Source organism: Pseudomonas sp. RIT-PI-q (assembly GCF_001297125.1).
Taxonomy (GTDB): Bacteria; Pseudomonadota; Gammaproteobacteria; order Pseudomonadales; family Pseudomonadaceae; genus Aquipseudomonas.
Map to the genome: position 1 here is coordinate 1 of NZ_LHPC01000080.1, position 13,179 is coordinate 13,179.

Sequence of the window (13,179 nt, forward strand, 5' to 3'; positions counted from 1 at the left end):
CGAGTGACTGTGCATGTGCTACAAGGGGTGTTGATGGGAGGTCAGGCAATTCAGAATCGCCCTACTTTTTTAGAGAAACTTCCTTCAAAAAATCGGGATGCTGGGCTATAGACAAGTCATGTGTTGTGGCGGATGGCCTCTTCGCGGGCAAGCCTCGCTCCTCAAGGTTTTGCGCAACTCTTGTAGGAGCGAGGCTTGCCCGCGAAGGGGCCATCAAACCCAACAACTTTCTCCCCGCAAACAAAAAACGGCCCGCCTCCAAATGGAGCGGGCCGTTTTCATGTTCGGCGAAAGGTCAGAGCCTCAGCTCATCCCGATCACTTGTTCAGGCGGAAATCTGCCTCGGCAGCGGCAAAACGCTGCAGCATGCCGTGAGTCGGCGCGCCCAGTTTGCTGACGATGTAGATGGCCAGGCTGGCGAAGATGAAGCCCGGGATAATTTCGTACAGACCCAGCAGCTCGAAGTGTTTCCACACAATCACGGTGATCGCGCCAACCAGAATACCGGCCAGTGCACCGTTGCGGGTCATGTCTTTCCAGATCACCGAGATCAGCACGACCGGGCCGAACGCAGCACCGAAACCAGCCCAGGCGTAGCTGACCAGACCCAATACACGGTTTTCCGGGTTAGCGGCCAACGCGATGGCGATCAGGGCAACCAGCAACACCATGGCGCGGCCAACCCAGACCAGCTCAACCTGGGAAGCGCTTTTACGCAGGAAGGTTTTGTAGAAGTCTTCGGTCAGGGCACTCGAACACACCAGCAACTGGCAGCTCAGGGTGCTCATGACAGCCGCGAGAATGGCCGACAGCAGTACACCGGCAATCCACGGGTTGAAGAGGATTTTTGCCAGTTCGATAAACACACGTTCGTGGTTTTCAGAAACCGGCATGGCCACGGCAGGGTTCGCCGAGAAGTAAGCGATACCGAAGAAGCCTACCGCCACGGTGCCGCCCAGGCACAGGATCATCCAGGTCATGGAGATGCGACGCGCGTTAGCGATCGACTTGACCGAATCCGCCGCCATGAAACGCGCGAGGATGTGCGGTTGGCCGAAGTAGCCCAGGCCCCAGCCCATCAACGAAATCACGCCGATGAAGGTGGTGTTTTTCAGCATGTCGAAGTTGCTTGGATCTTGAGCTTCGATGGCCAGGAACGTGGTGTCGATGCCGCCAGTGGCCAGCAGCACGATGATCGGCGTCAGCAGCAGGGCGAAGATCATCAGCGTGGCTTGTACAGTGTCAGTCCAGCTCACTGCCAGGAAACCACCGACGAAGGTGTAGGCAATCGTCGCCGCCGCACCGGCCCACAGCGCCGTCTCGTAGGACATGCCGAAAGTGCTTTCAAACAGACGGGCGCCAGCGACGATGCCGGACGCGCAGTAGATGGTGAAGAACACCAGGATCACCACCGCAGAGATGATCCGCAGCAGGCCGCTTTTATCTTCAAAACGGCTGGAGAAGTAATCCGGCAGGGTCAGCGCATCGCCGTTGTGCTCGGTCTGCACCCGCAGACGGCCGGCGACGAACAGCCAGTTCAGGTAAGCACCGACGATCAGGCCGATGGCGATCCAGCTTTCCGACAGGCCGGACATGTAGATAGCGCCCGGCAGGCCCATCAACAACCAGCCACTCATGTCGGAGGCACCGGCAGACAGTGCGGTCACGACGCTGCCCAGGCTACGACCGCCCAGAATGTAGTCAGAAAGGTTGTTGGTGGAGCGATAGGCCATGAAGCCGATCAGCACCATTGCTGCGATGTAGATCACGAACGTGATCAGGGTTGGATTGCTTACGCTCATTAAGTGACGCCCTGGCTTTGTTTTTATGTAGCGGCGGAATGTGAAACCGCTCGCAAACGATGAAGTTTGATAGACGATTCGCAATCCCGCGCATTTATGACTGATGTTTCCCCAGGAAAGCCATCAGCCGGTGCACCAGACTTTTTAGCCGGTTGCACCTTGGGGCGCGAATCCTATTCAACAACCCAAATCAGGTGCAACCTGTTTCTTGAGAATTAGTTGCACCTAGTGTGTTTTCCACAAAAAAGCGCCGTTTTTGCTCCCTTTTAGCGCAGTCCGGATGTGTTTCCCAAACTAAAAGCACCAAGCAGGAGCGGTACGTTCGTACCGGAATTTAATTCCTGACGAGCTGCGTATTATTCCGACAAAAAAAGGGTTGCACCCGGTTGCACCTCGGCGGTTGCACGGCTAATCTTGCCGCCAGCCGATGCCACGCCGTCGTGGCCAACATGAGGATAAAAACATGGCTACCACCACCCTTGGGGTCAAACTTGACGACCCGACCCGCGAGCGCCTCAAGGCCGCCGCGACCTCGATTGATCGCACGCCGCACTGGCTGATCAAGCAGGCAATTTTCAATTACCTGGAAAAACTCGAGGGTGGTGCAACCCTGACCGAGCTGAGCGGGTTAATCAGCAAAGACGCTGACGACGCCGGTGAAGTCCACACCGACCACGCGCACCAGTGCTTCCTTGAGTTCGCCGAAAGCATCCTGCCGCAATCGGTGCTGCGCGCCTCGATCACCGCCGCCTACCGTCGCCCGGAACCCGAAGTGGTGCCGATGCTGATCGAGCAGGCTCGCCTGCCCGCGTCGATGGCTGAAGCCACCAACAAGCTCGCGTCCTCGATTGCCGAAAAACTGCGCAATCAGAAAAGCGCCGGCGGCCGTGCCGGAATTGTTCAGGGCCTGTTGCAGGAATTTTCCCTGTCGTCCCAGGAAGGCGTAGCGCTGATGTGCCTGGCCGAAGCGCTGCTGCGCATTCCGGACAAAGGCACGCGTGATGCGCTGATCCGCGACAAAATCAGCACCGGCAACTGGCACCCGCACTTGGGCAACAGCCCGTCGCTGTTCGTCAACGCCGCGACGTGGGGCTTGTTGCTGACCGGTAAATTGGTCGCCACCCACAACGAAGCCGGCTTGACCTCGTCCCTGAGCCGTATCATCGGCAAGAGCGGCGAGCCGATGATCCGCAAGGGCGTCGACATGGCCATGCGCCTGATGGGCGAGCAGTTCGTCACCGGCGAAACCATCGCCGAAGCCTTGGCCAATGCGAGCAAGTTCGAAGCCAAGGGCTTCCGCTATTCCTACGACATGCTGGGTGAAGCCGCACTCACCGAGCACGACGCCCAGAAGTACCTGGCTTCGTACGAACAAGCCATCCACTCGATCGGCAAAGCGTCACACGGTCGTGGGATTTATGAAGGTCCGGGCATTTCCATCAAGCTGTCGGCACTGCACCCGCGTTACAGCCGTGCGCAGTACGAGCGTGTGATGGACGAGCTGTACCCGCGCCTGCTGTCGCTGACCCTGCTGGCCAAGCAATACGACATCGGCCTGAACATCGACGCCGAAGAAGCCGACCGCCTCGAACTGTCGCTGGATCTGCTCGAGCGCCTGTGCTTCGAGCCGCAACTGACCGGCTGGAACGGCATCGGTTTCGTGATCCAGGCGTATCAGAAGCGTTGCCCGTACGTGATCGACTACGTGATCGACCTGGCTCGCCGCAGCCGTCATCGCCTGATGATCCGCCTGGTAAAAGGCGCGTACTGGGACAGCGAAATCAAGCGCGCCCAGGTCGAAGGCCTGGAAGGCTACCCGGTCTACACCCGCAAGGTGTACACCGACGTTTCCTACATCGCTTGCGCACGCAAACTGCTGTCGGTGCCGGAAGTCATCTACCCGCAATTCGCCACGCACAACGCCCACACCCTGTCGGCCATTTACCATATTGCCGGTCAGAACTATTACCCCGGCCAGTACGAGTTCCAGTGCCTGCACGGCATGGGCGAACCGCTGTACGAACAGGTTGTAGGCAAAGTTTCCGAAGGCAAACTGAACCGTCCGTGCCGCGTGTACGCACCGGTCGGCACGCACGAAACGCTGTTGGCGTACCTCGTACGTCGCCTGCTGGAAAACGGCGCGAACACTTCGTTCGTCAACCGTATCGCCGACCAGTCTATTTCGATCCAGGAGCTGGTGGCCGATCCAGTGGCCAGCATCGAGCAGATGGCGACGCTGGAAGGCGGCTTCGGCCTGCCGCACCCGCGTATTCCGCTGCCGCGTGATCTTTATGGTGCCGAGCGCGCCAACTCCAGCGGCATCGACATGGCCAACGAACATCGTTTGGCATCCTTGTCCTGCGCCCTGCTGGCCACCGCTCACAACCACTGGAAAGCCGCGCCGATGCTCGGTTGCGCCTCCAGCACTGAAACCCCTGCGCCGGTCTTGAACCCGTCGGATCTGCGCGACGTGGTCGGCCATGTGCAGGAAGCCACCGTCGAAGATGTCGACAACGCGATCCAGTGCGCCCTGAATGCTGCACCGATCTGGCAGGCTACCCCGCCCGCCGAACGCGCCGCGATTCTGGAACGTGCCGCCGATTTGATGGAAGGCGAGATCCAGCCGCTGATGGGCCTGTTGGCTCGCGAAGCCGGCAAGACCTTCGCCAACGCCATCGCCGAAGTGCGTGAAGCCGTGGACTTCCTGCGTTATTACGCGGTGCAGGCGCGCAACGATTTCACCAACGACGCCCACCGCCCATTGGGCCCGGTGGTCTGCATCAGCCCGTGGAACTTCCCGCTGGCGATTTTCAGTGGTCAAGTTGCTGCGGCACTGGCCGCCGGTAACCCGGTACTGGCCAAGCCTGCGGAGCAAACTCCGTTGGTGGCGGCTCAAGCCGTACGCTTGCTGCTCGAAGCCGGGATTCCCGAAGGCGTGCTGCAACTGCTGCCGGGCCGTGGCGAAACCGTGGGTGCTCGCCTGGTCGGTGACGATCGGGTCAAAGGCGTGATGTTCACCGGTTCGACCGAAGTCGCTCGCTTGCTGCAACGCAACGTCGCCGGTCGCCTCGATGCACAAGGTCGCCCGATTCCGCTGATCGCTGAAACTGGCGGCCAGAACGCGATGATCGTCGACTCCTCGGCACTCACCGAGCAAGTGGTGATCGACGTAGTCTCGTCGGCCTTCGACAGCGCCGGTCAACGTTGCTCGGCATTGCGTGTGCTGTGCTTGCAGGAAGATTCCGCTGACCGTGTCATCGAAATGCTCAAGGGCGCCATGGCTGAATGCCGTCTCGGCAACCCTGAGCGTCTGTCCGTGGACATCGGCCCGGTGATCGACGCCGAAGCCAAGGCTGGCATCGAGAAGCACATCCAGGCCATGCGCGACAAAGGTCGCAGCGTGTACCAGGTGGCGATTGCCAACACTGAAGAAGTCAAACGCGGCACTTTCGTGATGCCGACGCTGATCGAACTGGAAAGCTTCGACGAGCTGCAACGGGAGATTTTCGGTCCGGTGCTGCACGTGGTTCGCTACAAGCGCAAAGACATCGACCAGTTGATCGGCCAGATCAATGCTTCCGGTTATGGCCTGACGCTGGGCGTGCACACGCGCATCGACGAAACCATCGCCAAGGTGATCGACAACGTCAACGCCGGTAACGTCTACGTCAACCGCAACATTGTCGGTGCTGTGGTTGGTGTGCAGCCGTTCGGTGGTGAAGGTTTGTCGGGTACGGGTCCGAAAGCCGGTGGTCCGTTGTACCTGTATCGCCTGCTGTCGACACGCCCTACCGATGCAATCGAACAATCCTTCGCTCGCGGTGATGCCATCGCAGCACCGGACGTTCGTCTGCGTGACGCCATGAGCAAACCGCTGACCGCGCTGAAAGCCTGGGCCGACAGCAACAAGTTCGCCGACCTGAGCACCCTGTGCGTACAGTTCGCGGCGCAATCGCAAAGCGGGATCACCCGTGTACTCGCTGGCCCGACGGGCGAGCGCAACAGCTACGCCATCCTGCCGCGCGAACACGTGCTGTGCCTGGCGGACGTCGAAGGCGATCTGCTGACGCAACTGGCTGCGGTACTGGCGGTAGGTGGTTCGGCGGTGTGGCCGGAAGCTGACGTGAGCAAGGCCTTGTTCGCACGCTTGCCGAAGGACATTCAGGCGAAGATCAAGCTGGTATCCGACTGGAACAAGGACGAAGTGCTGTTTGATGCGGTTCTGCATCACGGCCATTCCGATCAGCTGCGTGCGGTTTGCCAGCAAGTGGCCAAGCGTGCCGGGGCGATTGTCGGGGTTCATGGTTTGTCGCAGGGTGAAACCAACATTGCGCTGGAGCGTTTGGTGATCGAGCGGGCGCTGAGCGTTAACACCGCTGCGGCGGGTGGTAATGCGAGCCTTATGACAATCGGTTAAACCGCAACAAGACTAGGCATTCGCAATGGCTGCCTGGTTTGCAATATTCCTGTGGGAGCGGGCTTGCCCGCGATAGCGATCTATCAGTCACCGTTGATGTTGACTGGTCTGACGCCATCGCGGGCAAGCCCGCTCCCACAATTGTTTGTGTCGTTCGCTAAGTCGCTGCGCTGCTCCACCATCACGCTCATCAATCATCCTGTTCAGCCTCTATTCGCACGCCTAGACTCGGTCCATTCCAAAAAAAGGTAGGCCGCCATGTCCGAGACGTTGCTCAGTTCCCGCAATCTGGCTTTCGAGCTGTATGAAGTCCTCGACGCCGAAGGCCTGACCCAGCGTGAGCGTTTCGCCGAGCACAACCGCGAAACCTTCGATGCCGCCATCGGCACCGCCCGCAGCATTGCCGAAAAGTTTTTCGCCCCGCACAACCGCAAGGGCGACGAGAACGAGCCGCGCTATGAGGACGGTCAGGCGATTCTGATTCCGGAGGTGAAACCGGCGGTGGATGCGTTCCTCGAAGCCGGTTTCCTCAACGCCGCGCGCAGTTTCGACGCCGGCGGCATGCAACTTCCTACATTGCTGTCCCAGGCCTGTTTTGCACACTTTCAATCGGCCAACGCGGCCTCCACCTCGTACCCGTTCCTGACCATGGGCGCGGCGAACCTGATCGAAAGTTTCGGCACCGATGAGCAGAAGCAGCGCTTTCTGCAACCGATGATCGATGGCCGCTTCTTCGGCACCATGGCCCTGACCGAACCGCATGCCGGTTCGTCGCTGTCGGATATTCGTACCCGCGCCGAGCCAGCGTCTGACGGCACCTATCGACTCAAGGGCAACAAGATCTTCATTTCCGGCGGCGATCACCCGTTGTCGGAAAACATCGTGCACATGGTCCTGGCCAAACTGCCGGATGCACCGGCCGGGGTTAAAGGCATTTCGCTGTTCATCGTGCCGAAATTTCTGGTCAACGATGACGGCAGCCTCGGCCAGCGCAACGACGTGCTGCTGGCTGGGTTGTTCCACAAGATGGGCTGGCGCGGCACCACCTCCACCGCGCTGAACTTCGGCGATAACGGCGAGTGCGTCGGCTATCTGGTGGGCAAGCCGCACCATGGCTTGAGCTACATGTTCCAAATGATGAACGAGGCGCGGATCGGCGTCGGCATGGGCGCAGTGATGCTCGGTTATGCCGGTTACCTGTACTCCCTGGAATACGCTCGCGAACGTCCGCAGGGCCGCGTGCCGGACAGCAAGGACCCGAACACCGCGCCGGTGGCGATCATTCAGCATGCTGACGTCAAGCGCATGCTGCTGACGCAGAAAGCCTACGTCGAAGGTTCGTTCGACCTTGGGCTGTACGCGGCACGACTGTTCGACGACACCACCACTCTTGAAACCGAAGCCGAGCGCAAACAGGCCCACGAACTGCTGGACTTGCTGACGCCGATCGTCAAATCCTGGCCGTCGGAGTTCTGCCTGAAGGCCAACGAACTGGCGATCCAGATTCTCGGTGGCCACGGTTACACCCGCGAGTATCCGGTGGAGCAGTATTACCGCGACAACCGTTTGAACCCGATTCACGAAGGCACCCACGGCATTCAGTCGCTGGATTTGCTGGGCCGCAAACTGGCGCAGAACGGTGGTGCAGGGCTCAAGCAATTGATCCGCTTGATTGCCGATACTGCCGAGCGGGCGCAAGCCTATGAATCGCTGACCGCGTTGCGTGAGCCATTGGAAAAACTGGTCGCGCGCCTGCAAAGCGTGACCATCGGCCTGCTGACCGATTTGGCGCAAGGCAAGGTCAACAGCAGCCTGGCGAACTCGGCGCTGTACCTGAAAGTGTTCGGGCACACGGTGATTGGCTGGCGCTGGCTGGAGCAGGCGATTCGCGCGGAGGAAGGGTTGGCCAAAGGCAATGCGGCGGATGCGAGCTTCTATAAAGGCAAGCTGCAAGCGGCGCGGTATTTCCTGACTTGGGAAGTGCCGGGTTGCCACCATGAATTGGCGATACTTGAGGCTCGGGATGATGTTTGCCTGGGGATGCAGGATGAGTGGTTTTGATCAAAGCCTTGTGGCGTAGCTGAAATCCATTCGCGGGCAAGCCCGCTCCCACAGGGATCTCTGTTGTTCACACATCATGTGTTCAATACACAAATCCTGTGGGAGCGGGCTTGCCCGCGAAGGCGTCAGCACTAGCAACACATCTTTCAGCTCAACTTGAACCCACCCATCTGCCGCGCCAAATCATCCGCCAACCGCTGCAACGTCTGACAGTCCTCACGGCAAGCCCTGACCTCCCCCGCCGTCGCCCGGGCCAGATCGGAAATCCCCTGCACGTTGCGGTTGATCTCCTCGGTCACCGCCGACTGCTCTTCCGTCGCCGTTGCCACCTGGTGATTCATGTCGCTGATCCGTTCAACCTGCCCGGTAATCGCCGTCAACGACGCCCCGGTGCGCTGGCTCGACTCAACCCCCGTACCCGTTGCCGCTTGCCCGGTGTGCATCGACGACACCGCATTCTCGGCGCCTTGCTTGAGGCTGCCGATCATCTCCTGAATCTCGTCGGTGGACGACTGCGTGCGCCGCGCTAATGTCCGCACTTCATCCGCCACCACTGCAAACCCGCGACCCATGTCCCCGGCCCGCGCCGCTCCGACGGCGGCGTTCAGTGCCAGCAAATTGGTCTGCTCGGATATCCCGCGAATCACCGCCAGCACCTGATCGATGGACGCGACCTGGTTGGCCAACTCGCCTACCGCGCTGGCGGCGAGGCCGATTTCGTCGGACATGCTTTCTATATGGCGGATCGAGCCACCGACCACTTCCCGTGCCTGCATCGCTTCATCGCGGGCATTTTGCGAAGCGACCGCGGCGTTGCCGGCGTTCTGGGCGATTTCCTGCACGGTCAGGCCCATTTCGTGGACGGCGGTGGCGACCATGTCGGTCATTTCCTGCTGACGACCGGAGCGCTCGGCGGTGTTGTCCACCACCTTCGCCACCTGGCCGACCGCCGTGCGCAAGCGTTCGCTGGTGGTCAGCACTTCGCCGATCATCTCGCGCTGACTGTCGAGAAACCGATTAAAGCCACGCGCCAGGTCACCGAGCTCATCGGCGCGGCTGGAATCCAGCCGGTGGGTCAAATCTCCCCCGCCGCTACCAATGGCTACCAGTGCCGCTGTTACCTGGCGGATGGGTCGCACCAAGCCACGAGCCAACAGCACCACCAGCAACAGGCACACCAGCGCCACCGCCAGACCAATGCCGCTGCTCATCCACATCGCGCGACGGGCTTCGGCGTAGATCTGCGACTGCGGCACTTCCGCCACTAACGTCCAGCCCAGGTCCCGCAGTGGCAGGCTCAGCGCCAGATAATCTTCGCCATCGCGCACAAAGCTGCTGTCAGTGGCAACTTTTTGACCCATGACCGCTTGCGCCGCCGGGGTGCCAATCCGCTCGGCCAAGGGGCGTTTGCCGCTGAATTGCGCCTCGGGGTGAACCTGGATCACACCGTCGGAACGCACGAGATAGACCGTGCCGCGCTCACCGAAGTTGAAGTTGTGAATCAGCGCCGACAGCTCCTTCATGCTCAGCCCGAGCCCGGCAACGCCCACGACTTTGCCGGCCTGCTCAACCTTGAGGTCGATGAACAGCGCCAATTCTCCGGTCGCGGTGTCATTGTCGATATTGAGGGTGCGCGGCTGGTGGCTGTCGAGAAACGCGTAGAACCAGGCGTCTTTGGGGTTGGAGCGGCTAAGCGTTCGGTCCAGACCCTTTTCCGTGAAGTAGTGATTGGACGCGGTGCCGACGATCAGCGCGGTAAAGGCTTTGTGCTCGGCGCGGATGCCTTCCAGGTACTGCACGAAGGTCTCGGTCCGGGCAGGGTTTTCGCCCCCGGCCAACCAGCCGCGCACCATGCTATTGCTGGCGATGTCCTTGGCGGCGGTGAGGGGTTGAACGAGGATTCGCTCGATGTCGTTGCGCATCGCTTCGATGCTCGACGGCAATGCCTGTTCGACCAGATAGCGCTGGGCGAGACGGTTGACCACGAGGGTATAAATGCCAACCACGATCAGGATGCTGACCAGCAGGGCGGTGCCCATGCTCAAGATCAACTGCCATTGAATACTGCGTCGCCAGAACTGCATGGAGCACCCCCAAAGAATAAGAGGCTGAAACACTGCAACAGCCGTGCCGATTGTATACAACGCAAACGACAATTTATTCTTTGGTTGTGCGCAAAGCCGATCAGGCCTGATTGATCGTCTTGGAGATCACTTCAACCGTGGCGCTGACTTGCTCTTGGTAACGGTCGAGTTCCTGCTGATGCTGCTTTTTCATTTCGATCTGCTGAGAGCACAGGTTCATCGCGGCCAAAACCAGCAGTCGGTCACCGATCAGCGTCGGGTACTTCTTTTTGGTGTCGGCCAATGCGGCTTTCAACATTAACGCGGCGTCCAACAGGGTTTGTTCTTCCCCGGCCGGCGCCTTGATCGAATAGTCCTCCCCCAGGATCGAGACGACTTTTACCCCTGCGGCGCCGTAACTCATGCGCTGACTGGGCCAGCGCTGACGCGCTCAACCAGGGCCTGGATGCGTGCGGCGGTGGCGCCTTGTTTCTCTTCCTGTTCCATCAGGCTCAGTTGCAGGCTTTCGTTTTCATCCTTGGCCTGGGCCAATTCTGCGCTCAGGGTTTGGTTGGTGCCGAGCAGGGTCTGGTTTTGTTGCACCAGGTCGCTGACCAGCTGTTCCAATTGGCTTAGGGATGCTTCCAACATTTTGATATTCCAGGCATTTTCAAAGGGCGCGTACGATAAAGAAAAGTCACCACGGATGCCAGGGTTATACGGGCGCAAGGCCTTGATTTTCCTGACGGGTGACCTCCCTCGCGAACTTTAAAGACTGTGATTGGCGAATCTGGTTCCTGCACTTCGTCGCCACAGTTCAAAAGCAGCACGTCCGCCACTGTAGGAGCGAGCTTGCTCGCGATGAACTTGAAAGCGCCACGTTGATTCAGAAAGCACGCGTTATCGTTCGACTCCATCGCGAGCAAGCTCGCTCCTACAGAGGGTGGCGTTATGCGACAAAAACGCGCAGGGGCTCAAGACTTTAGTCGCAGGACCGATAAGTCACGCATACGTCAGTCCCCGCGCCGCGCCGTGCGCACTTTTCGGTAAACACCATGTCCCTTCGTAATATGAACATCGCGCCGCGTGCGTTCCTCGGCTTCGCCATGATTGGCGGACTGATGCTGATCCTGGGTGTGTTTGCCTTGAACCAGATGAGCAAGATTCGCGGCGCCGCCGAGGACATCACCCTCAGCAGCGTGCCAAGCATCAAGAGCCTCGACGAGTTCACCCAGCTCACCCTGCGCCTGCGCGTGCTGTCCTACCGTTTGCTGGTGAACCGCGAGCCGGACGTCCAGCAAAAAACCATGGACCTGCTGGAAACCCGCAACCAGCAGATTCGCGCAGCCCAAACAACCTACGAAAAACTGATCAGCAACCCGCAGGAACGCGCGGCCTACGATCAATACGTGCAGTTGCTGGGGCAATATCGCCAGATCGAAGACCGGATGAAGACGCTGTCGCGCAACAACCAGATCGATGAACTGCGCACCCTGCTCAACACCGACTTGCTGACCAACTCCGAAGCCGTCAACACCGTGCTCAATCGTTTGCTGGAGATCAACACTCAGCAAACCGTCGACACCAACCAGCAGGCTGCCGATCAGTACGCCTCGGCGTTCAATCTGGTGGTGACGCTGCTGGTGATTGCCACCGGGCTGACCTTGCTGTTCGCCTGGTTGCTGACCAACAGCATCACCAAACCCATCGCCAACGCCCTGAGCGCTGCCGAAGAAATTGCCGAAGGCAACCTGACGCGCCCGATCACTGTGGACGGGCAGGATGAAGCCGGTCGACTGCTGGCGGCCATGTCGAAGATGCAGGACAAGTTGCGCGATACCCTGCAACGGATTTCCGGCTCGGCCACGCAGCTGGCGTCGGCCGCAGAAGAACTGAACAGCGTCACCGACGAAAGCGCCCGTGGCCTGACCCAGCAAAACAACGAAATCGAACAGGCCGCAACGGCGGTCAACGAAATGACCAGCGCTGTGGAAGAAGTTGCGCGCAATGCCGTCAGCACCTCCGAAGCCTCGAAGAATGCCACCACCTCCGCCGGTGACGGCCGCGACCTGGTGCAGGAAACTGTCAGCGCCATCGAACGCATGAGTGCCGACGTGCAGAGCACCGCGACCCTGATCGGCGACCTGGCCAATGAGTCGCGGGATATCGGCAAAGTGCTGGACGTGATTCGCGGCCTGGCCGACCAGACCAACCTGCTGGCGTTGAACGCCGCCATTGAAGCCGCCCGTGCCGGTGAAGCTGGTCGTGGTTTTGCGGTGGTCGCGGACGAAGTGCGTGCACTGGCTCACCGTACGCAGCAGTCGACCAGCGAGATCGAGCGCATGATTGGCAGCATCCAGAGCGGCACCGAACACGCGGTGGATTCGATGCGCAATAGCACCGAGCGCGCCGAATCGACCCTGAACATTGCTCGCGGCGCGGGGATGTCGCTGGACACCATTAACAGTGCCATCGTCGAAATCAACGAGCGCAACCTGGTGATCGCCAGCGCGGCGGAAGAGCAGGCGCAAGTGGCCCGTGAAGTGGACCGCAACCTGGTGAACATTCGCGATTTGTCGGTGCAATCGGCGACGGGGGCCAGCCAGACCAGTGCGGCGAGCAACGAGCTGTCGCGGTTGGCGCTGGACCTGAACAACATGGTTGGACGGTTTAGTCTCTAAACGAAGATCACATCATTGCCGAAAAGATCGCAGCCTCGTTTCACTCGACAGCTCCTACAGGTTTACGCAGATCCTTTGTAGGAGCTGTCGAGTGAAACGAGGCTGCGATCTTTTGATCTGAAAAAGCTTTTTGACAGCATCACATTTCAACAGGT

6 protein-coding genes and 3 pseudogenes are annotated in these 13,179 nt (G+C 59.8%); 4 read left to right on the forward strand and 5 right to left on the reverse strand.

The genetic code is table 11. The annotated features are described in order from the left end of the window. Positions 1-317: 317 nt before the first annotated feature. The gene (gene putP, locus AEQ67_RS33020) at positions 318-1,802 is read right to left on the reverse strand and encodes a sodium/proline symporter PutP (protein ID WP_059408094.1); all 1,485 of its coding nucleotides are present in this window, start codon (positions 1,800-1,802) and stop codon (positions 318-320) included. 463 nt (positions 1,803-2,265) lie between these two features. Here putP and putA point away from each other — a divergent pair, with 463 nt between their 5' ends. After that, positions 2,266-6,219, forward strand: a complete 3,954-nt coding sequence (gene putA, locus AEQ67_RS33025; RefSeq protein ID WP_059408096.1) for a trifunctional transcriptional regulator/proline dehydrogenase/L-glutamate gamma-semialdehyde dehydrogenase — start codon at positions 2,266-2,268, stop codon at positions 6,217-6,219. 258 nt (positions 6,220-6,477) lie between these two features. Further along, positions 6,478-8,280, forward strand: a complete 1,803-nt coding sequence (locus AEQ67_RS33030; RefSeq protein WP_059408098.1) for an acyl-CoA dehydrogenase — start codon at positions 6,478-6,480, stop codon at positions 8,278-8,280. Positions 8,281-8,426: 146 nt separating this feature from the next. Here AEQ67_RS33030 and AEQ67_RS36915 read toward each other — a convergent pair whose 3' ends face one another. From AEQ67_RS36915 to AEQ67_RS33045, 4 genes and pseudogenes are all read right to left on the reverse strand, one after another. Further along, positions 8,427-9,272, reverse strand: coding sequence for a methyl-accepting chemotaxis protein (locus tag AEQ67_RS36915; RefSeq protein ID WP_442965691.1), 846 nt, complete (start codon positions 9,270-9,272; stop codon positions 8,427-8,429). An 18-nt stretch (positions 9,273-9,290) separates the two neighbouring features. Next, a pseudogene (locus AEQ67_RS36920) lies at positions 9,291-10,364 on the reverse strand (HAMP domain-containing protein); the annotation flags it as partial. Between the two features lie 100 nt (positions 10,365-10,464). After that, positions 10,465-10,767: a cell division protein ZapA gene (locus AEQ67_RS33040; RefSeq protein ID WP_059408103.1), complete on the reverse strand. Its 303-nt coding sequence runs from the start codon at positions 10,765-10,767 to the stop codon at positions 10,465-10,467. Beyond that, positions 10,764-10,994, reverse strand: a complete 231-nt coding sequence (locus AEQ67_RS33045; protein WP_008149645.1) for a hypothetical protein — start codon at positions 10,992-10,994, stop codon at positions 10,764-10,766. The genes AEQ67_RS33040 and AEQ67_RS33045 overlap by 4 nt, the downstream gene beginning before the upstream one ends. 470 nt (positions 10,995-11,464) lie before the next feature. On the opposite strand from AEQ67_RS33045, the pseudogene AEQ67_RS36925 reads away from it, so the two are divergent. Both AEQ67_RS36925 and AEQ67_RS36930 read left to right on the forward strand, forming a co-directional pair. Next, positions 11,465-12,121 (forward strand): annotated as a pseudogene (locus tag AEQ67_RS36925) (MCP four helix bundle domain-containing protein); the annotation flags it as partial. Positions 12,122-12,424: 303 nt separating this feature from the next. After that, a pseudogene (locus AEQ67_RS36930) lies at positions 12,425-13,024 on the forward strand (methyl-accepting chemotaxis protein); the annotation flags it as partial. Between the last annotated feature and the right edge of the window lie 155 nt (positions 13,025-13,179).